The sequence below is a fragment of the Arenimonas maotaiensis genome (assembly GCF_014638745.1).
GTDB classification, from domain to species: domain Bacteria; phylum Pseudomonadota; class Gammaproteobacteria; order Xanthomonadales; family Xanthomonadaceae; genus Arenimonas; species Arenimonas maotaiensis.
In genome coordinates this window covers 406,997-427,967 of sequence record NZ_BMFO01000001.1, presented here as the reverse complement: position 1 = coordinate 427,967, position 20,971 = coordinate 406,997, and the positions used below count along the sequence as shown (strand labels likewise).

The following is a 20,971-nucleotide window of genomic DNA, read 5'->3' as shown; positions in this document are numbered from 1 at the left end:
CGCTTTGGTTTAAGCCCATGGCCCTGATCATCCATTCCGTCTGCATCAACTGCGACGTCTGCGAACCGGCCTGTCCCAACCAGGCCATAAGCCAGGGCGAGGACATCTACGTCATCGACCCCGACCGCTGCACCGAATGCGTCGGCCATTTCGACGAGCCGCAATGCGTGGTGGTCTGCCCGGTCGAATGCATCGAAAAGGATCCGGCGCATCCGGAAACCGAAGCGCAGCTGCTGCACAAGCTGCGGCGCCTGCAGGAGGAACAACCATGAACATCCGCCTCGTCTTGTTGCTCGTCCTGCTGTCGTTGCCGAGGGCATCCGGCGCCGCAGCCGCCAAGCCGCACCAGCATGCCGTCGCCTCGGCGCATGCCCTGGCCACCGAAGCCGGGCTGGAGGTATTGGCCCAAGGCGGCAACGCCTTCGACGCGGCGGTGGCGGTGTCGAGCACGCTGTCGGTGGTCGAGCCGATCAGCTCGGGTCTCGGCGGCGGCGGGTTCTTCCTGCTGCATGAAGCCAAAACCGGACGCGACCGCTTCATCGACGCGCGCGAGACCGCGCCGGCCGCGGCCACGCCTGACAAATACCTGGACGCCGGCGGCGGCCTCGACCGCGACCGGGCGGTCAACGGTCCGTGGTCGGCCGGCATTCCGGGCTTGCCCGCCGGCCTGGTGCATCTGGCGCGCGAGCACGGGCGCTTGCCGTTGTCGCAATCGCTGGCGCCGGCCATCCGCATCGCGCGCGAGGGCTTTCCGGTGTACGAACGCCTGGCCAAGGGCTACGCCGCCCGCCGCGAAGTGATGGAGCGTTATCCCGGAACCCGCGCGGTGTTCCTGGCCGACGGCGATCCGCCGGAGGTCGGCGAGATCCTGCGTCAGCCGGATTTGGCGCGGACGCTGGAATTGCTGGCGGCCAAGGGCCACGACGGCTTCTATCGCGGCGAGGTGGCCGGCAAGCTGCTGGCCGGCGTCGCCGCCGAAGGCGGGCAGTGGCAGGCCGACGAGCTGGCCGCATACCGCGTGCGCGAACGCCAGCCGCTGCGCTTCAGCTACGACGGCTGGACCGTGGTGACCGCGCCGCCGCCGTCATCGGGCGGCATTGCGTTGGCGCAGATGCTGCAGATCCTCGAGCCCTGGGATCTTTCGGCGATGGCGCCGGCGCAGCGCGTGCATCTGGTCACCGAGGCCATGCGCCGCGCTTTCCGCGACCGCACGTTCTACCTCGGCGATCCCGATTTCGTGCGTATTCCGCAGCGCATGCTGACCAGCCGCGACTACGCCGCCGGCCTGCGCGCCACCATCCATCCCGGCAAGGCCACGCCGAGCGATCTGCTCTCGGGCCAGCAGACGCCGTTGGAGGACGAGGACACAACCCACTTCTCGATCATCGACGCCGACGGCAACCGTGTCGCCGGCACCCAGACCGTCAACCTGTTGTTCGGTTCGGGCTTGGTGGCGCCGGGCACCGGCGTGCTGCTCAACAACGAAATGGACGATTTCGCGCTCAAGCCCGGCGAGCCCAACGCCTTCGGCGTGATGGGTTTCGAGGCCAACGCGCCCAAGCCCGGCAAGCGCATGCTGAGCTCGATGACACCGACCTTCATGGAATCGCCCGGCCGCGTGGCGGTGCTCGGCACGCCCGGCGGCAGCCGCATCATCACCATGGTGCTGCTCGGCGTGCTCGGCTACGCCGACGGTCTGGACGCGCAGCAGGTCGCGGCGTTGCCGCGCTACCACCACCAATGGCTGCCGGACGTGTTGTCGGCCGAGCGCGGCGCCTTGCCGGCCGACGTGGCGGCCGCGTTGCGCGCCATGGGCCACACCGTGGATACGCCCGAAGATGCCGCCGGCGGACGACGCTCCAGCGACAGCTGGGGCAACTTGCAGACGGTGGAGTGGGACCTGAAGACCAACACGCTGCATACCGGCAGCGATCCCCGCAACCCGATCGGCCTCGGCAAAACCGTCGAGGCCGGAAAGAAGACGAAGGTGAAGCCATGAACGCCTGGTCCCTGCTCGGCAATTCGCAGAAACTCGATGGCGGCGCCATGTTCGGCAACGCGCCCAAGGCCATGTGGGAAAACTGGGTTACGGTCGATGACCTGAACCGCATCGATCTGGCCTGCCGCGCGCTGCTGGTGGACGGCCTGAACGGCAAGCGCGTGCTGTTCGAGGCCGGCGTCGGCGCCTTTTTCGAGCCGAAGCTGCGCGAACGCTACGGCATCCAGGAGGCCGAGCACGTGTTGCTGGCCGAGCTGGGCAGGGCCGGCTTCAACCACGAGGACATCGACGTGGTGGTGCTCTCGCACCTGCACTTCGACCACGCCGGCGGCCTGCTGGCGCCGTGGGCCGAAGGCCAGCCGATGCGCCTGCTGTTCCCGAACGCCAAATTCGTGGTCGGTGCCGAGCATTGGCGGCGCGCGCAGGCGCCGCATCCGCGCGACCGCGCCAGCTTCGTGCCGGAACTCAACGCGCTGCTGGCGGCCAGCGGCCGGCTCGAGCTGGTCGACGGCGACCACACGCCGAGCCTCGGCGATGCCGTGCGCTTCCACCATTCCGACGGCCACACGCCGGGCCTGCTGCTGGCCGAAATCCGCGGCGCCGCCGAGTCGGTGGTGTTCTGCGCCGACCTGATTCCCGGCCGGGCCTGGGTGCATCTGCCGATCACCATGGGCTACGACCGCAACGCCGAGCTGGTGATCGACGAAAAACGCGCGTTCCTGGCCGATATGCTGGCGCGCGGTGTTACCCTGTTCTTCACCCATGACGCCGAAACCGCCGCCGCGCGGCTGGTGCAGGACGACAAGGGCCGCTATTCCACCACCGATGCCCGGGCCGCGTGGGCCGCGCATCCCCTGTAAAGGAGCACGCGATGATTTCGATGATGTACGCCGGCCTATGCACGCTGTTGGTGATCGTCCTGGCCCTGCGCGTGGTCAAGCTGCGGCGCGAGCACGGCGTCGGCCTCGGTCATGGCGGCAACATGCAACTGTTGCAGGCCACGCGCGCGCACGCCAACGCCACCGAGAACATGCCGCTGGCGCTGATCCTGCTCGGCTCGCTCGAGCTGACCGGTTACCCGCCGGCGGTGATCCACGCCTTCGGCGGCGTGTTCCTGTTCTCGCGGCTGCTGCACGCCTGGGGCGTCAGCCGAAGCGAGGGCCGTTCGCTCGGCCGCTTCTGGGGCATGACCCTGACCTGGCTGCCGATGATCGTGATGGCGGTGTTCGCCATCGTCGGCTCGCTCAGCGCGCAGGTGCCGCGCTTCCAGTAAGCCCGGAGAAAAGGCCGCTAAGCGGCCTTTTTCATTTATCGGCAGAAGTCATTCGCCTATGTCTTCGGCCCAGAGTGTCGGGTTGTCGTGCATGAAGTCGCGCATCAGCCCGATGCAGCGTTCATCCTGGCGTACCTCGAGCGCCACGCCGTGGCTGCATAGCCATTGCTCTTCGCCCATGAACGAGCGGTTCTCGCCGATGACCACCCTCGGGATGCCGTACAGCACGACGGCGCCGCTGCACATCGGGCAGGGCGACAGCGTGGTGTACAGCGTGCATTCGCGGTAGAAGCGGGCGCTGCGGCGGCCGGCGTTCTCCAGCGCGTCCATCTCGGCGTGTAGCACCGTGCTGCCTTTCTGCACGCGGCGGTTGTGGCCGCGGCCGACGATGGCGCCGTCGTGCACCAGCACCGAGCCGATCGGGATGCCGCCTTCGGCCAGGCCGAGTTCGGCTTCCTCGATGGCGGCGAGCAGGAACGGATCCATGGCGGTTCTCCAAGCAGGGGCGTATGTCGATTAAATACCAAAGCCGCGCCATCGGCAATGTTGCGGCCGGCGGCCAGGCAAGAAAAACCCGCCATGCGGCGGGTTTTCCGGTCACGCGCGGCGCGCGGTTCAGGCCGCTTCGGCTTCGGACTTGCGCGGGCCGTGCAGCAGGGCGTGGCGCACATGCTCGATCACCAGATCGAGTTCCTCGCTGGTGATGTTGAAGTGCGGGGTGAAGCGCAGCGAGTTGGTGCCGCCATGGATCACGCCGATGCCGCGTTCGCGCATGTATTCCTCGGTCGAGCCGGCGCCGTAGCACTTGAAGCGCGGGTCAAGCTCGCAGCTGAACAGCAGGCCGGTGCCCTGGACCTTGGTGATCAGGCCGCCGAGTTCGTCCTTCAGCGCGTTCAACTTGGCCACCGCTTCCTGGCCGCGTTCGCGGATGTTGGCGCGCACGTCCGGCGTCAGCTGGCCCAGCACGGTCGAGGCGATGTCCATCGCGCGCGGGTTGGTGGTCATGGTGTTGCCGTAGGTGCCTTTGGCGTAGGTCTTGGCCGCGCGTTCGTTCACCGCCAGCACCGACAGCGGGTACTGGCCGCCGTTCAGGGCCTTGGAGTAGGTTTCCATGTCCGGCGCTTCCAGATTTTCGAAGCCCGGATAGTCGACGATCGACAGCGTGCCCTGGGCGCGGATGCCGGCCTGGATGGAGTCCACCAGCAGGAAGGTGCCGTGGGCTTTGGTCAGTTCGCGGGCGACGGCATAAAATTCCGGCGGCACGGCGCGGCCCGGATCGCCTTCGCCCATCACCGGCTCCAGGAACATGGCTTCGATGTACCAGCCGTTGGCGTCGGCGTCGGCGAACGCCTTTTTCAGGCCGTCGATCGAATACGGTTCGATGGTGATCAGCTGGTCGTTGTGGTGCTTGTAGCTGGCCAGGTTGGCCAGGTAGGCCTTGCGCGAGGAGTCCGAATACAGCGCCGGCAGTTCGGTGCGGCCGTGGAACGCGCCTTGCACGGCGATGCGTTTGACGCGCTTGCCGGCGTGGCGGGCGCCCGGGTCGGTCATCAGCTTGGTGTTGGTGTCGGCGATGCGGCCGGCCAGCGACACCGATTCCGAACCGGAGTTCAGGGTCAGGAAGCGGGCGTACGGGCAGCCGCCGCGGCTGTGGCCGATCTCGGCGCGCAGGGCGCGGGTCACGCGCAGTTGCGACAGGCTCGGCGACATGATGTTGGCCATCACCTGCGGCTTGGCCATGGCGGCCAACACCGATTCCGGGGTGTGGCCGAAGCCGAGCATGCCGTAGCCGCCCGAGTCGTGCAACACGCGGCCCTTCAGGGTGACGATCCAGGGGCCGGCGGCGGCGATGGCGACGTACGGGTTGACCGCGTCATCCGGGTAGAAGTTGACAAAACCGGCCTGCACGGCGTCGATCTGGGCCTGTTCGTCGGCGTCGGCCAGCTCCGGGAATTCCGCGACCAGCGCCGGGAAGGCGGCGGCGGCGCGTTCGGCGGCCACGGTCAGCTCCGGGAAGCGGCCGGCCAGACGGACCAGGCTGGCGTCATCCAGGCCTTGGGTGCGGACGGCGCCGGCGCGCGCGCGCAGGGGTTTCAGGATATCCAGGATGCTCATGTGTCGACTCCGGCGGCTGGGCCGCTTTATGGTTATGGTGACGCAAAAGACGATTTTACCATGCGGGTTTTCGCGCCGTAACCCCCGCCGGGCGGAATCAACCACTTAGGCTACAATATGCGGCTTATTCCGGAGCCCCATGAAGAAGTCCGATTTCCATTTCGAGCTGCCGCCCGAGCTCATCGCCCAGGCCCCTTTGCCCAACCGCAGCGATTCCCGCCTGCTGCTGGTGCCGCCCGGTGACGCGTCGTTCGAAGACCGCCGTTTCCGCGACCTGACCGATTTGCTGCGCCCCGGCGATCTGTTGGTGTTCAACGACACCCGGGTGATTCCGGCCCGTCTATACGGCCGCAAGCAGACCGGCGGTGAAGTCGAGATATTGATCGAACGCCTGTTGCCGGGGCAGGAAGCGCGCGCGCAGATCGGCGCCTCCAAATCGCCCAAGCCCGGCAGCGGCATCACTCTGCAGAACGGCACACGGATTACCGTGCTCGGCCGCGACGGCGGCTTCTACCACCTGCGCTTCGAGACCGACGAACCGGTCGAGACCGTGCTCAACCGGATCGGCAAGCTGCCGTTGCCGCCTTACATCCAGCGCGCGGCCGATGCAGACGACGACAGCCGCTACCAGACCGTGTTCGCCCGGCACGCCGGGGCGGTCGCCGCGCCCACCGCCGGCCTGCATTTCGACCAGGCCCTGTTGGCGGAATTGGCGGCCATGGGCGTGCAGTCCGGGCATGTGACCCTGCATGTCGGCGCCGGCACGTTCCAGCCGATGCGCGCCGAAAACGTGAAAGACCACGTGATGCACAGCGAATGGCTGAACGTGGGCGCCGAACTGTGCGCGCGCATCCAGTCCACGCGCGCCGCCGGCGGCCGTGTGATCGCGGTCGGCACCACGGTGCTGCGCGCGCTGGAAAGCGCGATGGTGGACGGCGAGGTCCGGCCGTTCGCCGGCGACACGCAGATCTTCATCTTCCCCGGCTACCGCATCCGCAGCATCGACGCGCTGATCACCAATTTCCACCTGCCGGAAAGCACCTTGCTGATGCTGGTGTCGGCCTTCGCCGGCAAAGAGCGCATCTTCGCCGCCTACCGGCACGCGGTGGCGCAGCGCTACCGCTTCTTTTCCTATGGCGACGCCATGTTGCTGTTCCCCGGAGACGCGCCATGAGCCGCATGCAGTTCCGTAAATTCGGCCAGGACGGCAACGCCCGCCGCGGCGAGTTGACCTTCCCGCGCGGCAGCGTGCAGACGCCGGCGTTCATGCCGGTCGGCACCTACGGCTCGGTCAAGGCCATGAAGCCGCAGGACATCCTGGATACCGGCGCCGAAATCATCCTCGGCAACACCTTCCATCTGTACCTGCGTCCCGGGCTGGAGGTGATCGAAGCGCACCGCGGCCTGCACGACTTCACCCGATGGCAGAAGCCGGTACTGACCGATTCCGGCGGTTTCCAGGTCTGGTCTCTGGCCAAACGCCGCAAGATCACCGAGCAGGGCGTCACCTTCGCCTCGCCGGTGGACGGCGCCAAGGTCTTCATCGGGCCCGAGGAAAGCATGCGGATCCAGCGCGTGCTCGGCTCCGACATCGTGATGATCTTCGACGAATGCACGCCGTATCCGGCCATCGAGGTCGTCGCGCGCAAATCGATGGAGCTCAGCCTGCGCTGGGCCGAGCGCTCCAAGCGCGCGCACGAAGGCAACGACGCGGCGCTGTTCGGCATCGTGCAGGGCGGGGTGTATCCGCATCTGCGCACGGCCTCGGCCGAAGGCCTGCAGGCGATCGGCTTCGACGGCTACGCGGTCGGCGGCCTGGCGGTGGGCGAGCCCGCGCACGAGCGCGAACAGACGCTGTCGGCGATCTGTCCGCAGCTGCCGGACGACAAGCCGCGCTACCTGATGGGCGTCGGCAAGCCGGAGGACATCGTCGAGGCGGTCGCGCGCGGCATCGACATGTTCGACTGCGTGATGCCGACCCGCAACGCGCGCAACGGCCATTACTTCACGCGCCAGGGCCAAGTGCGCATCCGCAACGCCCGCTACGAGAAGGACCTGTCGCCGATCGAACCGGGCTGCGCCTGCTACACCTGCACGCACGGTTTCACCCGCGCCTACCTGCGCCATCTGGACCGCTGCAACGAGATCCTGGCCTCGATGCTGGCCACCATCCACAACCTGCATTACTACCAGCAGCTGATGCGCGAAATCCGGCAAGCCATTGAAAACCAATCGTTCGAGGCCTTCCGCGAGGCGTTCTACCGGGCCCGCAGCCAGTCTTGATAAGGCCAGACGCGGCCCCACTTATGTCATAATCGACCCTCCGTTTCACCGACCGAATCCAAAGGATTGCCGACCATGTCCCTGCTCGATCTGATCATCTCCCCGGCCGCCGCCCAGGCCGCTCCCGCCCAGCAAGGCAGCCCGATGTCGCTGCTGATCATGATGGTGCTGTTCTTCGCCGTGTTCTACTTCATGGCCATCCGCCCGCAGATGAAACGCGCCAAGGAACACCGCGCCCTGTTGGCCGGCCTGTCCAAGGGCGACGAGGTGATCATGGCCGGCGGCATCGCCGGACGCGTGGAAGAGCTCGGCGAGAGCTTCGTCGGCGTCGAAATCGCCGATGGCGTCAAGATCAAAGTGCAGAAGAACGCCATCACCGCCGTGTTGCCGAAGGGCAGCCTGAAGTCCGCCTGATCCATCTTAGGGGCTGCGGCCCGGGTTTTCGCCATGCTTGAATTTCCGAAGTGGAAGTACGCCGTGATGTTCCTGGTGCTGTTCGCCAGCGCCTTGTATTCCTTGCCCAACCTGTACCCGAAACAGCCTGCGGTGCAGATCAGCGTCACCCGCGGGGCGATCGAAGAGGGACTCGCCGCCCGCATCGACCAGCGGCTGAAGGCCGAAGGCATCGCCGGCGCCTCGGTCGGTCCGGACGGCGACGGCCTGATCGTGCGCCTGCCGGGTACCGACGCGCAGACCAAGGCCGCCGAAGTGCTGAAGCAGGAACTGGGCAGCCGCTACACCGTGGCGCTGAACCTGGCCTCGAGCGTTCCGGCTTGGCTGTCGGGCCTCGGCGGCAAGCCGATGACGCTGGGCCTTGACCTGCAGGGCGGCGTGCACTTCCTGATGGAGGTCGACCAGAAGGCCGCGTTGGAAAAGCGCGAGAACGCCTATCTGGACGAAATCCGCGGCGCCTTGCGCGACGCCAAATTCGGCGATTACGACGCCAGCCGCGGCGTGGACGGCATCGCCATCCGCCTCAAGAACCCGCAGGACCTGCTGCGCGCCGAAAGCCTGCTGATGAAGGGCTTTCCGGCCCTGCAGTTCAGCCAGCCCGACAGCGGCAACGGCCTGCTGCTGAAGGCCCAGGCCACGCCGGCCGAGGCCAAGCGCATCGCCGACGGCGCCGTGGACCAGAACATCACCATCCTGCGCAACCGCATCGACGCGCTCGGCGTCAGCGAGCCGGTGATCCAGCGCCAAGGCGGCAACCGCATCATCGTGCAGCTGCCGGGCGTGCAGGACACCGCCGAAGCCAAGGACAGCATCGGCGCCACCGCCACGCTGGAATATAGGGCACAGATCGGCGATCTCGGCCAGGCCGCCGAAGCCCTTTCGTCCGGCATCGTGCCGCCGGAAGCGCGCCTGTATTTCATGCGCGAGACCAATCCGGACGGCAGCCGCATCCCGATCCTGCTGTCGCGCCGCGTGATCGTATCCGGCGACCAGCTGGTCGACGCCACGCCGATCAGCGATCCGCAGACCGGACGCCCGGCGGTCAGCATCAAGCTCGACGCCTCCGGCGGCAAGCGCATGTTCAACCACACGCTCGAGAACGTCGGCAAGAACATGGCCGTGGTGTACGTCGAGCGCGTGCCGGAGACCAAAATCGTCGGCGGGCAGACCGTCAAGACCGTGCGCATCAACGAGGACGTGATCAACTCGGCCACCATCCAGGGCGTGTTCGGCAAGGATTTCCAGACCACCGGCCTGGATCCGCAGGAAGCCGAGCGCCTGTCCAAGCAACTGAAGGCCGGCGCGCTGGCCGCGCCGATGGACTTCGTGCAGGAGCGCGTGGTCGGTCCCAGCCTCGGCGCCGAGAACGTCAAGCGCGGCGTGCAGGCGGTGCTGTATTCCTTCGTGTTCGTGATGGTGTTCTTCGTGCTGTACTACCGCATGTTCGGTCTGATCACCAACATCGCGCTGCTGCTCAACCTGCTGCTGGTGGTGGCGGTGATGTCGCTGTTCGGCGCCACGCTGACCCTGCCGGGCTTCGCCGGCATCGCGCTGACCGTCGGCATGTCGGTGGACGCCAACGTGCTGATCAACGAACGCATCCGCGAGGAGCTGCGCCTGGGCAACACGCCGCTGGCCAGCATCGCGGCCGGTTACGACAAGGCCAGCGGCACCATCGCCGACGCCAACGTCACCGCGCTGTTGGGCGGCATCGCGATGGCGGCATTCGGCTCCGGCCCGATCCGCGGCTTCGGCATCACCCTGATCATCGGCATCCTGACCTCGATGTACACCGCGGTGTCGGTGTCGCGCGGGGTCGCCACCTTGATTTACGGCGGCCGGCGCAAGCTGGCCAAGCTTTCGATCTGACGCACGGAGTCCGACGTGGAACTGTTTCCTTCCAATAGCAAATTCGATTTCATGCGTCTGCGCTGGGTCTCCCTGGGCCTGGCCGGCCTGCTGATGGTCGTGGCCATCGGCGCCATGGCGGTCAAGGGCTTCAACTTCGCGCTCGACTTCACCGGCGGTACCGAGACCGAAATCCACTTCAGGAAGCCGGCCGACGTCGAGGCCGTGCGCCAGAAGCTCGAGGCCGCCGGCTATCATGGCGCTCAGGTGCGCACCTTCGGCTCCGCCACCGACGTGGTGGTGCGCATGCAGCTGCAGAAGGACGGCGCGCGCCAGAGCGGCACCGACATCCTGAACGCCGTGCAGACCGCGGAGAACCCCGGCGTGTTGCGGGACAGCTACTACGTCGGCCCGCAGGTCGGCAAGGAGCTGGCCGAGAACGGCTTTCTGGCCGTGCTGTTCGTGGTGCTCGGATTCCTCGCTTACGTCTGGATGCGTTTCGAGCTGAAGTTCGCCATCGCCGCCATCATCGCCACCCTGCACGATATGCTGCTGGTCTGCGGCTGGTTCGCCTTGTTCGGCATCGAATTCGATTTGGCCGTGCTGGCCGGCGTGCTGTCGGTGATGGGCTACTCGATCAACGATACCATCGTGGTGTTCGACCGCGTGCGCGAGAACTTCCGCAATCTGCACAAGCTGTCGCCGGCGGAGGTGCTGAACCGCTCGGTCAATCAGACCCTGTCGCGCACCATCATCACCTCGTTCGTCGCCTTGCTGACCGTGCTGGCCCTGTATTTCTACGGCGGCGATTCGTTGCAGGGCATGGCCATCTCGCAGGTGCTCGGCATCGTCATCGGCACCCTGTCCTCGATCTTCGTGGCCAGCCCGCTGTTGCTGATGATGGGCGTCACCAAGCAGGACCTGATGCCGAAGGCGCGCGACGAAGCGGAGCTGAACGCCCGCCCCTGAGCGCCATGCGATCCGATGAAAAACCCCGCTTCGGCGGGGCTTTTCGTTTCCCGGAAGGCGCCCGCTTCAGCGCGCCACCAGTCCGCCGTCCACCGCCAGGGCCTGGCCGGTGACGAATCCGGCCTGCGACGAGCACAGCCAGACCACGGTGTCGGCGATTTCGCGCGGCGTGCCCATCCGGTTCATCGGATGTATTGCCGCGTACTGCGCCTCGACCGCGGGATCCTGACGGGTGATGCGGTTAACCATCTCGGTCTTGATTACGCCCGGGCAGACCGCGTTGACGCGGATGCCGCGGTCGCCGTATTCCACCGCCGCGGCGCGCGTCAGTTGCACCACGCCGCCCTTCGAGGCGCAATACGCCGGCAGTCCGGCGAAACCGACCAATCCGGCCACCGAGGCGATGTTGACGATGGCGCCATTGCGGCGCGGCAGCATCAGCCGGATCTGCTCGCGCATGCAGGCGAACACACCGCGCAGATTGACGTTGATGACGCGGTCGAAGTTGGCCAGGCTGGCTTCGCCGGTGGCGGCGGTCTCGCCTTCGATGCCGGCGTTGTTGCAGGCGGCGTCGAGCCGGCCGCAGGTCTCGGCGATCCGGCGGTGCAGGGCGGCGACCTGCTCCGCGTCGGCCACGTCGCAGGCGATGAACAGGGCGTCGTGGCCGGCGGCGCGCAGGCGCTCGGCGGCTTCGGCGCCGCGTACCGCGTCGCGGTCGCACAGCACCGTGCGGCATCCGGCCTGCGCGTAAGCGGTGGCGGTTTCCAGTCCGATGCCGGTGGCGGCTCCGGTGACCAATGCGACGGCGTCTTTTTCGAACATGGGCGTCTCCCGGCGGATGGGTGTCCTGATTATGGCACCGCGGCAGGCTGCGGGCAAAAGCCCGGCCGGGCGGCTCAGGCCTGCGTCGCTTCGCTACGGCTGAAGCGCAGGAAATCCCGGAGCAGATAGGCGCCGACCGCCGGTAACACTAGGAACACCAGCGGATTGCTGGCATAGGCGGCGGCGGGATCGAGGTGGAGCAGGTGCAGCATCGCGGTGGTCAGGCCGCAGCCCGGGCAGTCGGCGCCGGTCAGCAGTTTCCAGACGCAGGGCGGCAGCACGTCGATGCCGCCGAATCGCATCAGCGCCAGGCCGGCGCCGAAATAGGCGACCGCCGCCGCCATCACCCGGTTGCGCCGCAGATAAGCGGCGCCCAGATGTATGGAATCAGCCGTTCTTGACCGGATTGCCGTCGGCATCGCGGAAGTTGCCGGAGACCAGGATGATGAAATCGACCAAGGTCCAGATGCCGCAGGCGCCGAACGTAAGCAATTGCACGATGCCGATGGCGATGTGGCCGGTGTAGAAACGGTGGATGCCGAATACGCCCAGGAACCAGCACAGCAGCAGGGCCACGATCCAGCGGCTGTTGTCGGCGGCCGGCGCGGGCTTGGCCGGCGCTTCCTGGCGGACGCCGCATTTCGGGCAGATTTCCGCCTTGATGTTGATCAGCTCACCGCATTCGGTGCAGTATTTTTCGTTGTCGTTTTTCATGTCGTGCCGTGGCAGAGCAGGGCGGACCGCGCCGGAGCGCGGTCCGCGGGTGCGGATCAGGTCAGGTCGCGGCCATCGGCCATTTTCAGGCTGCCGGTCAGGATGCGGATCAGGTCGATCAGGGCCCAGAAGCCGCAACCGCCGAAGGTGATCAGCTGCAGCCACCAGTTGGAGTGGCCCATCACCAGACGGTGGATGCCGAAAACGCCCAGGAACCAACAGACGAAGAACATCAGGATTTTGGATTGCGCGGGTTTTTGCTCAGACATGGGGCTACCTCTATGGCTTGGTTGATGGATGCGCTGCCCATGGCAAAGTCGACGTCGGCCGGTCAACGGCAGGCCGCATCGTCAGGATGCGGATTCAGATTCCCCGGCAGACCGTCGTTTTTTTAATGGGTCTGGCCGGGATTGTACCGATTCGATTAACAAAACTCCAGAACATGCCGCCGGGACCCGCCGCGCCCACGCACGCGCGGCGGCCGGATTCAGAAGCTTCTGCCGTATTCCGACTGCGCGATGGCGGCCTGCAGCAGCGGATTGACGCGCACGTTGCCGGCTACGATGTTGCCGGCGTCGAGGATCTTCTCGCCGCGGCCCTTGACGTCGCAGACCCGGCCGCCGGCTTCGCGCACCAGCAGCATGCCGGCCGCCACGTCCCAGGCCTTGATGCCGGATTCGAAATAGGCGTCGGCCCGGCCGCAGGCGACATAAGCCAGGTCGAGCGCGGCCGAACCGGTGCGGCGGATGTCCTCGGCGGTGCCCAGCAGCGCCTTGCAGAAGTCCAGATGCGGGCCGACGCGGCCGCGGTCGCGCGGCGGCGTGCCGGTGATCACCATCGCGCCGGACAGGTCGCGGCGGTCGGTGACGCGGATCTTGCGGTCGTTCAGCAGCGCGCCCTTGCCCTTGCTGGCGGTGAACAGCTCGTTCTTGATCGGATCGTAGATGACCGCCTCGACCGGCTCGCCGTTCTCCACCAGCGCGATCGACACGCAGTAGTGCGGGATGCCGTGCAGGAAGTTGGAGGTGCCGTCGAGCGGATCGATGACGAAGGTCTGCTTGCCCTTGCCCATGGCGCCGGATTCTTCGCACAGGAAGGCGGCCTGCGGATAGGCGCGCTTGAGTTCCTTGATGATCTCGGCCTCGGCGAGTGAATCGACTTCGCTGGCGTAATCCTGCTTGGATTTCTCGAACACGCTCAGGCTGTCGAGCTTGTTCATATGGCGTAAAATGACGGTGCCGGCCTGACGCGCGGCCTTCACCATCACGGTGACGACGGGGTTCTGCATGGGATTACCCTTGGGCTGAGTTGGTATGAGAACGCGATGCCGTCCAGCGGCACCCGCGTATGATACCCGAAAGCGCCGCCGTCCTGAACCGATGACGCCTGCCACCATTCATTCCCGAGCCGGAAACGACCTGCCATGAGCCAAGCCGACCCCATCCGCATCGTCCTCGTCGGCACCTCGCACCCGGGCAACATCGGCTCGGCCGCGCGCGCGATGAAGACCATGGGCCTGTCCAACCTGGTGCTGGTGTCGCCCTCGCGCTTTCCCGATCCGGAAGCGCTGGCGCTGGCCGCCGGCGCCGACGACGTGCTGGCCGGCGCGCGTGTCGTGGCCACGCTGGACGAGGCGCTGGAGGGCTGCCGTTACGCGCTCGGCAGCACCGCGCGCGACCGTGCCGTCAGCCTGCCCGAGCTGTCGCCGCGCGAGGCCGCCGCCGAGCTGGTGACGCGCACGGCGCAGGGCGACGTCGCCCTGCTGTTCGGGCGCGAGCGTACGGGCCTGGACAACGAGGAGCTGCATCGCTGCCACGGCCGCGTGTTCATTCCCTGCAACCCGGACTACGCCTCGCTCAATCTGGCGGCGGCGGTGCAGGTGCTCAGTTACGAAATCCGGCTCCGGCGCCTGGAGGCCGGACTGCAGGCGGGCCGCACACCATCGCCGGCCGAGGAGGCGCCGGCCAGCTTGGACCAGATGGAGCGCCTGTTCGGGCATCTGGGCGAATTCATGGACGAGATCGATTTCCACAAGGGCCGTTCGCCGGACATGGTGACCCAACGCCTGCGCCGGCTGTTCCTGCGCGCCGGCATGGATGAGCGCGAAATCAAGATCCTGCGCGGAATCCTGTCCGACGCGCAGCGGCTGCTGCGTCAGGAGAAGTAGCGCAGCAGGTCGGCCAGATGGCCGATGATCAGGCCGGAGAATTCGGCCAGCAGCACGATTTCCACCAGCCCCAGGATCCAGCCGATGCCGAGCAGGAGACCGTCGCGCTCGATGAAGCCGAGGCTGAAGGCCAGCACGATCATTCCGAACGGGTAGTTGGTGAACGGGATCGGCAGCGCCAGCAGCACGCCCAGCACGACCAGCAGCAGGCCGCTGAAGGCGCGCGCCCAGGCGTGGTCGAAGGCGTATTCGAAGCGCGGCTTGCACAGCTTCTCGACGAAGCCGAGCCAACGGTCGAAGCGGCGCTGGAAGTTGATCACGTGCGCGCGCTTGAAGGTCTTGCGGCCGATGAACGCAGGCACCCAAGGATGCTCCAGCTGCCACAGCAGCTGGGCGCCGATCAGGGTGGTCAGCAAGCCGCTGAACGCGCCTTGTCCGGCCGGAATCGGGATGAACACCGGAATCAGCACGATCAGCAGGAACAGGCCGTAACTGCGGTGGCGGAAGCTGTCCAGCACCAGCTCGAAGCTCAGGTCGTCGTCCGGCCGGCCGGACGCCAGCTGCTGCAGCAGGATGCGGGTGCTGATTTCGTGGCTCATGGCTTACTCGTCGAAGGCCGGGTCGTTCTGCGGCCGCGGCCCGATCAGCAGCTTGTCGATGCGGGCGCCGTCGAGGTCGACCACTTCCACGCGCCAATCGCCGAATTCGAAGATCTCGCCGGTGTGCGGGATGCGGCCGAAGTGGGCGATGACCATGCCGGCGACGGTGGTGAAATCGCCGTCATCCTCGCCTGGCAGGCTTTGCAGGTTGAGCAGTTCGTGCAGCTCCTCGACCGCCAGGCGGCCGTCCACCAGCCAGCTGCCGTCGTCGCGCTCGATCACCAGCGGTTCGGTCTCGTCGCTTTCCAGGCTCTGGATGCGGCCGAGGATGGCGCCGAGCAGGTCGTTCAAGGTCACCATGCCCTGGATGTCGCCGTATTCGTCGACCACCAGGGCCAGGGTCTGCTGCTCTTCGCGGAAGATCTCCAGCAGCTTGAGCGCGTTGGTCGATTCGGAGACGAACAGCGCCGGGCGCAGGCTGCCGAACAGCTCGTCGGTGCTGCGGCACTCGCGGCCGACCAGGGTCTTGGATTCGAGTACGCCCAGCACGTTGCTGTCGTCGCCGCGGTACACCGGGTAGCGGGTGAACGGCTGTCCGCGCAGCACCGCCTGGTTTTCTTCCAGCGGAGCGTCGGCGTCCAGCCAGGTGATCAGGGTGCGCGGCGTCATCAGCGATTCGGCGCTGCGGTCGCCCAGGCGCAGCACGCGGTTGAGCATGTTGCGCTCGTCGGCGTCGATCATGCCCTGCTCGTGGCTTTCCGCCACGAGATGGCGGATCTCCTCGTCGGTGACTTTCTCTTCGGAGACGTTGCTCAGGCCGAGCAGGCGCATCAGGAAACGGGTGCTGCCGGCCAGCACCACCACCACCGGCCGCGCGACCGTGGCCAAAAAGCGCATCGGCAGGGCCACCGCCACCGCCAGCTGTTCGGGGCGCAGGGTGCCCAGGCGTTTGGGCAGCAGTTCGCCCAAGACCACCGAGACGAACAGGATGCCGCCGAAACTGAGCGCGTAGGCGATGATGTGGGCGTAATCCGCCAAGGCCGGCAGGGCGGCGAAGGCCGGCTGGATGCGTTCGGCCAGCGACTCGCCGCCGAAATAGCCGGTCAGCAGGCCGAGCAGGGTGATCCAGACCTGGACCGCCGACAGGAAGCTTTCCGGATGTTCCGACAGCTCCAAGGCGGCTTGGGCGCGCTTGGAGCCCTGCGCCAGCTGTTTCAGGCGCGACTTGCGGGAGGTCACCACCGCCATTTCCGACAGGGCGAAGAACCCGTTCAGCAGGACCAAAACGAGGACGACGGCGAGCTCAAGCATCGAGGCGGCGGGTTTTTCCGTTCACAGCCGATAGGATACTCCATGCCGGCCGGGGTCGTCCGGACTATGTTGCCGGTTGTCACAATCGCGTCATATTTCGCCTACAATAGCGCCAGCCCGATTAACCGCCCGTTCAGGAGCCCGCCATGTTCTCTCTGCAAACCATCTTCGGCAAAGGCGACAAGTTCTACGGCCTGCTGGAAGCCAGCGCCGCCGCCGCACGGGAAAGCACGGCGGCACTGGCCGACCTGCTGGCCACGCCGCCGCAGCAACGTTCGCTGGAGAAGTTCAAGCTGGCCCGCCAACGCGAGAAGGACTTGGCCGCGCAGATCAGCCAGGAGCTGATCAACACCTTCGTGACCGCGCTCGAGCGCGAGGACATCGAGGCGCTGTCGAACGTGCTGTACAAGATTCCCAAGGTGGTCGAAAAGTTCGCCGAGCGCTTCACCCTGTCGGCGCACCGCTTGGGCGACGTCGATTTCGTGCCGCGCGCCAAGATGCTGGAGCAGAGCACCGAGGTTCTGGAGCAGATGGTCGGCCAACTGCGCAAGGGCATGAACATCGAGACCAGCAAGGCGCTGAACGACCGCATGCAGGCCATCGAGTCCGAGGCCGACCGCCTGATTCTCGAGCTGTACCGCGACACCTACCAGAACGAAACCGACCCGATGCGCTACATGATCCTGAAGGACCTGTTCGAGATGCTGGAGAAGGCCATCGACAAGTGCCGCGACGCCGGCAACGTGGTGCACCACATCATCCTGAAGAACTCCTGAGGATCCGGCCATGGACTTCGCCCTGGTCCTGCTGCTGCTGGTGATCGTCACCGCGCTGGTGTTCGAGTTCATCAACGGCTTCCACGACACCGCCAACTCCATCGCCACCGTGGTGGCGACCAAGGTGCTGACCCCGACCCAGGCGGTGATGCTGGCGGCGGTCACCAACCTGATCGGCGCGTTCTGGGGCACCGCGGTGGCCAAGACCATCGCTTCCGGCCTGATCGACACCGACGTCGTGCATGTCGGCTCCTTGGTGCTGATCTGCGCCCTGGCCGGCGGCATCATCTGGAACCTGATCACCTGGTGGCGCGGCCTGCCGTCCTCGTCCAGCCACGCGTTGATCGGCGGCCTGTGCGGCGCGGCGGTGGCCGCCGCCGACAACGATTTCGGCGCGCTGGTGTGGTCGCAGGCCGGCGAGAACTGGACCAAGAACGCCGGTCTGCTGTGGAAAGTGGTCATCCCGATGGTGACCTCGCCCCTGGCCGGCTTCCTGCTCGGCGTGCTGATCATGGCGCTATTGATGGCGCTGATCAGTTCGATGAATTCGGCCGGCGGCTGGTTGGCGCGCGTGTCGCGCCCGCGCTGGATCAACGCCGTGTTCGGCAAAGCGCAGATCGGCTCGGCGGCCTACATGGGTTTCGCGCACGGCACCAACGACGCGCAGAAGACCATGGGCATCATCGCGCTGGCCATTTTCGGCGCGGAAGCGTCCGGCACCCTCAAGGACCTGCCCGAGTGGCTGTCGTTCCTGCATCCCAGCGGCGGCGAGAAGGACATCGACAAATGGATCGTGGTGACCTGCGCGCTGGTGATGGCGGCCGGCACCGCGATGGGCGGCTGGCGCATCATCAAGACCCTCGGCCACAAGATGGTCAAGCTGCATCCGATCAACGGTTTCGCGGCCGAGACCAGCTCCGCCACCATCCTGTCGGTGGCCGCACATTTCGGCATGCCGGTGTCCACCACGCACAGCATCTCGACCGCCATCATGGGCGTCGGCTTCGCCAAGAACCCGCGTGCGCTGAAGTTCTCGGTGATCGAGCGCATCATCTGGGCCTGGATACTCACCATTCCGGCCGCCGGCGGCATCGCCTGGGGCCTGGTGCGCCTGCTCAAGCACTACGGCGTCGGCTTCTAGAACGCGTCGCCGCCCTGCAGTTGCCGTTCGATGCCGTCGCCCAGTCCGCCGATGCGCAGCAGGGCGCGCTCCAGCTCGGTCGCGTCGAGTCCGGGATAAGCCCGGTTCTCGCACAGGTGCAGGTAGCTGCGGCCGCCCATCTCGCCGAGCGCCAGATAGCCGGCGCGGCTCTGCCAGTTGAATTCCAGGGCTTTCGCCAGCGCGTCACGGCTGTGTTCGCGGTCGGCGACCGCGGTGCTGATGCGCAGCACGCGGCCGCCGTCTTCATCCATCAGTTCCGACAGGAACACGCTCTGCCGCCGTCGGCCCTGGTCGAGCGAGAGCTCCAGCGCCAACAGGAACGGCTCCATGTGCGTGACCGTGTAGTGTTGCGCCACCCAATCGGCGATTTGCTCGAAGCTCCGCATCGCACACCTCCTTTTCCGTTATGCTACGCCGCGATGGGTGAAAAAAACATTAAGCAGGCGATCATCCGGCGCATCCGCGCGATTCCGCGCGGCACGGTGATGGCCTACGGCGACGTCGCCGCGGCGGCCGGATTCCCCGGACGCGCGCGTCTGGTCGCGCGCATCCTGTCCGAGTCCGACGGCGACCTGCCCTGGCACCGCGTGCTGCGCGCTTCAGGGCAGATCGCGTTCCCGCCCGATTCGCCGCTGTTCGCCGAACAGACGCAGCGCCTGCGCGCCGAGGGCGTGCGGGTCGAGAACGGCCGCGTCAAATTGCGGCGCAGCGGTCCCGACCTCGATGCGCTGCTGTGGGCGCCGGACTGAGGCAATCGGGTATCCTATCCACAGCCAATCACGGAACTCCCGCATGCATCTGCCGCCGATGACCCGCAACCTGCTCTGGATACTCGCCATCGCGTTCCTGGCGCAGCAATTCCTCGGCGATGCCGTGCTGCCGCTGATGCTCTGGCCGTTCGGCGAGCATCCGGTCGGCATCGGCGCCGACGGCCTGCCGGTGAGCCTCGGCTTCCAGCCCTGGCAGTTGCTGACCTATGGGTTCCTGCACGGCAATTTCACCCATCTGCTGTTCAACGGCATCGCGCTGTACCAGTTCGGTGCGCGCTTGGAATACCTCTGGGGCCCGAAGAAATACCTGACCTTCTTCCTGGTCTGCGTGGCCGGCGCCGGCCTGTGCCAGCTGCTGTTCACGGCCTTGGTGCCACAATCGGCCGGCCCCACGCTCGGCGCCTCGGGCGGCGTGTACGGCCTGCTGCTGGCCTACGGCCTGCTGTTCCCGCGTGAGCGCGTGATGCTGCTGATTCCGCCGATTCCGATGTCGGCACGCACCCTGGTGCTGGTGTTCGGCGCGCTGTCGCTGTTCATGGGCGTCACCGGCACCGGCGGCGGCATCGCGCATTTCGCGCATCTGGGCGGCATGCTGTTCGGCTGGTTGTTGATCCGCTATTGGCGCGGGCAGCCGCCGTTCAAGGCCAAGCGCCGCGGCCCCTGGGGCGTTTAACGCCCGTTTTTGCCGAACAGCGCGAACTCCGATCCGACCACCAGGCGCAGCGCCAACAGGCGCCGCATGTCCTGTTGGCCTGCTTCCTCGCGCGCCGCCTGCAACAGGTTGGGATAAATCGCTTCCAGGCTGCGCCGGTACGGCTTCATGTCGATCACCGCATGGCGGGCGCGGTACAGCGACTGCGCATTGGGCTGGAAGCTGCCGAGCCGGTTGAACTTGGCGTCCACGGCGAGCGCCGTCAGCGCGCCGTCATCGCGGCCGAATACCGTCTGCAGCACCGCGCTGCGCGCCGGCAGGCTGTCGTCGATCATGAAGCTGGCGCCGCCCGCACCGCTGGCGAGGAAAGCGCGGCGGGCCGCGGCGTACAGCGGGTGCACGGCGTCCAACAGGGTGCTGCCGTCGTCGTCGGCGTGCTCCGAGGGAAACCGGCAGGGCAGGGACGCCGGCAAGGCCTGTTCGAAATCCGGCACCGACAGCTCGCGGCTGTCGAGCAGGAACCGGTGCGGCGTCAGCGGCGCGACGCGTCCGCCGAAATGCGTCAGCAAGTCGAGCGCCAGCTGTTCGAAGCCGGACTGGTCGAGTTGCGCGGCGGCCAGCGCCGCGCTGCGCAGGTCGAACAGATGGCTCGGGTCGCAGGCGTTCAGCGGCAGCCGCACGTCAATCGGCAGCGACGCCTGTTCCGGGTCGAGCGCGCCTTCCAGCCGCCATTCGCCGCCGCAACGGTAGCGCAGCATGCCGTCGGTTTCCCCGACCTCCTCGACCTCGAGCGCGCGGCCGTCAATCGTGATGTGGTCGCCGACCGCGAAGCGCACGCGGACCAGCGGCGAGGCGGCATGGGTGAAGCGTTTGAGTTCGCCGCAGCCGGTGAACACGATGTCGGCTTGGCGGTTGTCGGACCGGAGGATGGTGCCCAGGCCCAGTTCGGGTTCGGCGGTGGAAGACCAGCGTTGGCCGGGGCGGATCATCAGCATGCGGCGCATTGTACCGGCATCGGCCGGCGCGCGCAAAACAAAAACCCCGGCGATGCCGGGGTT

The 20,971-nt window shown here is 66.8% G+C and carries 25 protein-coding genes; 14 read left to right on the top strand and 11 right to left on the bottom strand.

The annotated features are described in order from the left end of the window. Window positions 1-17: 17 nt before the first annotated feature. The 4 genes from IEV56_RS02080 to IEV56_RS02065 are packed head-to-tail and all read left to right on the top strand — an operon-like array spanning window position 18 to window position 3,272. On the top strand, window positions 18-272 hold the full coding sequence (locus tag IEV56_RS02080) for a YfhL family 4Fe-4S dicluster ferredoxin (RefSeq protein WP_188447226.1): 255 nt from the start codon (window positions 18-20) through the stop codon (window positions 270-272). Further along, on the top strand, window positions 269-1,999 hold the full coding sequence (gene ggt, locus IEV56_RS02075) for a gamma-glutamyltransferase (RefSeq protein ID WP_188447224.1): 1,731 nt from the start codon (window positions 269-271) through the stop codon (window positions 1,997-1,999). The genes IEV56_RS02080 and ggt overlap by 4 nt, the downstream gene beginning before the upstream one ends. Beyond that, on the top strand, window positions 1,996-2,859 hold the full coding sequence (locus IEV56_RS02070) for an MBL fold metallo-hydrolase (RefSeq protein ID WP_188447222.1): 864 nt from the start codon (window positions 1,996-1,998) through the stop codon (window positions 2,857-2,859). Before ggt ends, IEV56_RS02070 begins: the two co-directional genes overlap by 4 nt. 11 nt (window positions 2,860-2,870) lie before the next feature. Beyond that, window positions 2,871-3,272, top strand: a complete 402-nt coding sequence (locus tag IEV56_RS02065) for an MAPEG family protein (RefSeq protein WP_188447220.1) — start codon at window positions 2,871-2,873, stop codon at window positions 3,270-3,272. A 48-nt stretch (window positions 3,273-3,320) separates the two neighbouring features. On the opposite strand, the gene IEV56_RS02060 is transcribed toward IEV56_RS02065, so the two are convergent. Next, complete coding sequence (locus tag IEV56_RS02060) at window positions 3,321-3,758, bottom strand: nucleoside deaminase (protein ID WP_188447217.1); 438 nt, start codon at window positions 3,756-3,758, stop codon at window positions 3,321-3,323. A gap of 129 nt (window positions 3,759-3,887) precedes the next feature. Continuing rightward, window positions 3,888-5,387 (bottom strand): aminotransferase class III-fold pyridoxal phosphate-dependent enzyme, encoded by a 1,500-nt coding sequence (locus IEV56_RS02055; RefSeq protein WP_188447215.1) that lies wholly within the window; start codon window positions 5,385-5,387, stop codon window positions 3,888-3,890. Window positions 5,388-5,526: 139 nt separating this feature from the next. Here IEV56_RS02055 and queA point away from each other — a divergent pair, with 139 nt between their 5' ends. The 5 genes from queA (at window position 5,527) to secF (ending at window position 10,940) form a co-directional block, all read left to right on the top strand. After that, on the top strand, window positions 5,527-6,561 hold the full coding sequence (queA, locus tag IEV56_RS02050; protein ID WP_188447213.1) for a tRNA preQ1(34) S-adenosylmethionine ribosyltransferase-isomerase QueA: 1,035 nt from the start codon (window positions 5,527-5,529) through the stop codon (window positions 6,559-6,561). Continuing rightward, the gene (gene tgt, locus IEV56_RS02045) at window positions 6,558-7,670 is read left to right on the top strand and encodes a tRNA guanosine(34) transglycosylase Tgt (protein ID WP_188447211.1); all 1,113 of its coding nucleotides are present in this window, start codon (window positions 6,558-6,560) and stop codon (window positions 7,668-7,670) included. Before queA ends, tgt begins: the two co-directional genes overlap by 4 nt. Before the next feature lie 75 nt (window positions 7,671-7,745). Then, window positions 7,746-8,084, top strand: coding sequence for a preprotein translocase subunit YajC (gene yajC / locus IEV56_RS02040; protein WP_188447209.1), 339 nt, complete (start codon window positions 7,746-7,748; stop codon window positions 8,082-8,084). 33 nt (window positions 8,085-8,117) lie between these two features. Beyond that, a complete protein-coding gene (gene secD, locus IEV56_RS02035) occupies window positions 8,118-9,992 on the top strand; it encodes a protein translocase subunit SecD (protein WP_188447207.1) in 1,875 nt (624 codons plus the stop codon). Between the two features lie 51 nt (window positions 9,993-10,043). Then, window positions 10,044-10,940 carry a protein translocase subunit SecF gene (secF, locus tag IEV56_RS02030; RefSeq protein WP_188447976.1) on the top strand — a complete coding sequence of 299 codons (897 nt, stop codon included), beginning with the start codon at window positions 10,044-10,046 and terminating at the stop codon, window positions 10,938-10,940. A gap of 66 nt (window positions 10,941-11,006) precedes the next feature. Here secF and IEV56_RS02025 read toward each other — a convergent pair whose 3' ends face one another. The 5 genes from IEV56_RS02025 to IEV56_RS02005 form a co-directional block, all read right to left on the bottom strand. Beyond that, window positions 11,007-11,762 carry a glucose 1-dehydrogenase gene (locus IEV56_RS02025; RefSeq protein ID WP_188447205.1) on the bottom strand — a complete coding sequence of 252 codons (756 nt, stop codon included), beginning with the start codon at window positions 11,760-11,762 and terminating at the stop codon, window positions 11,007-11,009. Window positions 11,763-11,836: 74 nt separating this feature from the next. Then, the gene (locus IEV56_RS02020) at window positions 11,837-12,106 is read right to left on the bottom strand and encodes a DUF2752 domain-containing protein (RefSeq protein ID WP_188447203.1); all 270 of its coding nucleotides are present in this window, start codon (window positions 12,104-12,106) and stop codon (window positions 11,837-11,839) included. 43 nt (window positions 12,107-12,149) lie between these two features. After that, window positions 12,150-12,476 carry a TM2 domain-containing protein gene (locus IEV56_RS02015; protein ID WP_188447201.1) on the bottom strand — a complete coding sequence of 109 codons (327 nt, stop codon included), beginning with the start codon at window positions 12,474-12,476 and terminating at the stop codon, window positions 12,150-12,152. Window positions 12,477-12,532: 56 nt separating this feature from the next. Beyond that, the gene (locus IEV56_RS02010) at window positions 12,533-12,745 is read right to left on the bottom strand and encodes a TM2 domain-containing protein (RefSeq protein ID WP_188447199.1); all 213 of its coding nucleotides are present in this window, start codon (window positions 12,743-12,745) and stop codon (window positions 12,533-12,535) included. Between the two features lie 218 nt (window positions 12,746-12,963). Beyond that, window positions 12,964-13,764, bottom strand: coding sequence for an inositol monophosphatase family protein (locus IEV56_RS02005; protein ID WP_188447197.1), 801 nt, complete (start codon window positions 13,762-13,764; stop codon window positions 12,964-12,966). Window positions 13,765-13,899: 135 nt separating this feature from the next. Between IEV56_RS02005 and IEV56_RS02000 the strand changes: the two genes are divergently transcribed. After that, window positions 13,900-14,643 (top strand): RNA methyltransferase, encoded by a 744-nt coding sequence (locus IEV56_RS02000; protein ID WP_188447195.1) that lies wholly within the window; start codon window positions 13,900-13,902, stop codon window positions 14,641-14,643. On the opposite strand, the gene IEV56_RS01995 is transcribed toward IEV56_RS02000, so the two are convergent. Then, window positions 14,631-15,242, bottom strand: a complete 612-nt coding sequence (locus IEV56_RS01995; RefSeq protein WP_188447193.1) for an exopolysaccharide biosynthesis protein — start codon at window positions 15,240-15,242, stop codon at window positions 14,631-14,633. The genes IEV56_RS02000 and IEV56_RS01995 overlap by 13 nt on opposite strands. Before the next feature lie 3 nt (window positions 15,243-15,245). Then, window positions 15,246-16,553, bottom strand: coding sequence for a hemolysin family protein (locus IEV56_RS01990; protein ID WP_188447191.1), 1,308 nt, complete (start codon window positions 16,551-16,553; stop codon window positions 15,246-15,248). A gap of 146 nt (window positions 16,554-16,699) precedes the next feature. On the opposite strand from IEV56_RS01990, the gene IEV56_RS01985 reads away from it, so the two are divergent. Together IEV56_RS01985 and IEV56_RS01980 are read left to right on the top strand one after the other, a co-directional pair. Next, the gene (locus IEV56_RS01985) at window positions 16,700-17,329 is read left to right on the top strand and encodes a DUF47 domain-containing protein (protein ID WP_188447189.1); all 630 of its coding nucleotides are present in this window, start codon (window positions 16,700-16,702) and stop codon (window positions 17,327-17,329) included. Between the two features lie 10 nt (window positions 17,330-17,339). Next, window positions 17,340-18,470, top strand: coding sequence for an inorganic phosphate transporter (locus tag IEV56_RS01980; RefSeq protein WP_188447187.1), 1,131 nt, complete (start codon window positions 17,340-17,342; stop codon window positions 18,468-18,470). Here the strand turns inward: IEV56_RS01980 and IEV56_RS01975 are convergent. Then, a complete protein-coding gene (locus IEV56_RS01975) occupies window positions 18,467-18,877 on the bottom strand; it encodes a hypothetical protein (protein ID WP_188447185.1) in 411 nt (136 codons plus the stop codon). The two genes, IEV56_RS01980 and IEV56_RS01975, sit on opposite strands and share 4 nt — an antisense overlap. Before the next feature lie 33 nt (window positions 18,878-18,910). On the opposite strand from IEV56_RS01975, the gene IEV56_RS01970 reads away from it, so the two are divergent. Both IEV56_RS01970 and IEV56_RS01965 read left to right on the top strand, forming a co-directional pair. Next, window positions 18,911-19,240, top strand: a complete 330-nt coding sequence (locus tag IEV56_RS01970) for an MGMT family protein (RefSeq protein ID WP_188447183.1) — start codon at window positions 18,911-18,913, stop codon at window positions 19,238-19,240. A 43-nt stretch (window positions 19,241-19,283) separates the two neighbouring features. Continuing rightward, window positions 19,284-19,934, top strand: coding sequence for a rhomboid family intramembrane serine protease (locus tag IEV56_RS01965; protein WP_229730135.1), 651 nt, complete (start codon window positions 19,284-19,286; stop codon window positions 19,932-19,934). On the opposite strand, the gene IEV56_RS01960 is transcribed toward IEV56_RS01965, so the two are convergent. Then, the gene (locus IEV56_RS01960; RefSeq protein ID WP_188447181.1) at window positions 19,931-20,908 is read right to left on the bottom strand and encodes a hypothetical protein; all 978 of its coding nucleotides are present in this window, start codon (window positions 20,906-20,908) and stop codon (window positions 19,931-19,933) included. The two genes, IEV56_RS01965 and IEV56_RS01960, sit on opposite strands and share 4 nt — an antisense overlap. Window positions 20,909-20,971: the final 63 nt, after the last annotated feature.

Excerpts from the sequence above, each read along its gene's own strand:
- IEV56_RS02080 (WP_188447226.1), top strand. The coding sequence starts at position 18 with ATGGCCCTGATCATCCATTCCGTCTGCATCAACTGCGACGTCTGCGAA.
- ggt (WP_188447224.1), top strand. The coding sequence starts at position 269 with ATGAACATCCGCCTCGTCTTGTTGCTCGTCCTGCTGTCGTTGCCGAGG.
- IEV56_RS02070 (WP_188447222.1), top strand. The coding sequence starts at position 1,996 with ATGAACGCCTGGTCCCTGCTCGGCAATTCGCAGAAACTCGATGGCGGC.
- IEV56_RS02065 (WP_188447220.1), top strand. The coding sequence starts at position 2,871 with ATGATTTCGATGATGTACGCCGGCCTATGCACGCTGTTGGTGATCGTC.
- IEV56_RS02060 (WP_188447217.1), bottom strand. The coding sequence starts at position 3,758 with ATGGATCCGTTCCTGCTCGCCGCCATCGAGGAAGCCGAACTCGGCCTG.
- IEV56_RS02055 (WP_188447215.1), bottom strand. The coding sequence starts at position 5,387 with ATGAGCATCCTGGATATCCTGAAACCCCTGCGCGCGCGCGCCGGCGCC.
- queA (WP_188447213.1), top strand. The coding sequence starts at position 5,527 with ATGAAGAAGTCCGATTTCCATTTCGAGCTGCCGCCCGAGCTCATCGCC.
- tgt (WP_188447211.1), top strand. The coding sequence starts at position 6,558 with ATGAGCCGCATGCAGTTCCGTAAATTCGGCCAGGACGGCAACGCCCGC.
- yajC (WP_188447209.1), top strand. The coding sequence starts at position 7,746 with ATGTCCCTGCTCGATCTGATCATCTCCCCGGCCGCCGCCCAGGCCGCT.
- secD (WP_188447207.1), top strand. The coding sequence starts at position 8,118 with ATGCTTGAATTTCCGAAGTGGAAGTACGCCGTGATGTTCCTGGTGCTG.
- secF (WP_188447976.1), top strand. The coding sequence starts at position 10,044 with ATGCGTCTGCGCTGGGTCTCCCTGGGCCTGGCCGGCCTGCTGATGGTC.
- IEV56_RS02025 (WP_188447205.1), bottom strand. The coding sequence starts at position 11,762 with ATGTTCGAAAAAGACGCCGTCGCATTGGTCACCGGAGCCGCCACCGGC.
- IEV56_RS02020 (WP_188447203.1), bottom strand. The coding sequence starts at position 12,106 with ATGGCGGCGGCGGTCGCCTATTTCGGCGCCGGCCTGGCGCTGATGCGA.
- IEV56_RS02015 (WP_188447201.1), bottom strand. The coding sequence starts at position 12,476 with ATGAAAAACGACAACGAAAAATACTGCACCGAATGCGGTGAGCTGATC.
- IEV56_RS02010 (WP_188447199.1), bottom strand. The coding sequence starts at position 12,745 with ATGTCTGAGCAAAAACCCGCGCAATCCAAAATCCTGATGTTCTTCGTC.
- IEV56_RS02005 (WP_188447197.1), bottom strand. The coding sequence starts at position 13,764 with ATGCAGAACCCCGTCGTCACCGTGATGGTGAAGGCCGCGCGTCAGGCC.
- IEV56_RS02000 (WP_188447195.1), top strand. The coding sequence starts at position 13,900 with ATGAGCCAAGCCGACCCCATCCGCATCGTCCTCGTCGGCACCTCGCAC.
- IEV56_RS01995 (WP_188447193.1), bottom strand. The coding sequence starts at position 15,242 with ATGAGCCACGAAATCAGCACCCGCATCCTGCTGCAGCAGCTGGCGTCC.
- IEV56_RS01990 (WP_188447191.1), bottom strand. The coding sequence starts at position 16,553 with ATGCTTGAGCTCGCCGTCGTCCTCGTTTTGGTCCTGCTGAACGGGTTC.
- IEV56_RS01985 (WP_188447189.1), top strand. The coding sequence starts at position 16,700 with ATGTTCTCTCTGCAAACCATCTTCGGCAAAGGCGACAAGTTCTACGGC.
- IEV56_RS01980 (WP_188447187.1), top strand. The coding sequence starts at position 17,340 with ATGGACTTCGCCCTGGTCCTGCTGCTGCTGGTGATCGTCACCGCGCTG.
- IEV56_RS01975 (WP_188447185.1), bottom strand. The coding sequence starts at position 18,877 with ATGCGGAGCTTCGAGCAAATCGCCGATTGGGTGGCGCAACACTACACG.
- IEV56_RS01970 (WP_188447183.1), top strand. The coding sequence starts at position 18,911 with ATGGGTGAAAAAAACATTAAGCAGGCGATCATCCGGCGCATCCGCGCG.
- IEV56_RS01965 (WP_229730135.1), top strand. The coding sequence starts at position 19,284 with ATGCATCTGCCGCCGATGACCCGCAACCTGCTCTGGATACTCGCCATC.
- IEV56_RS01960 (WP_188447181.1), bottom strand. The coding sequence starts at position 20,908 with ATGCTGATGATCCGCCCCGGCCAACGCTGGTCTTCCACCGCCGAACCC.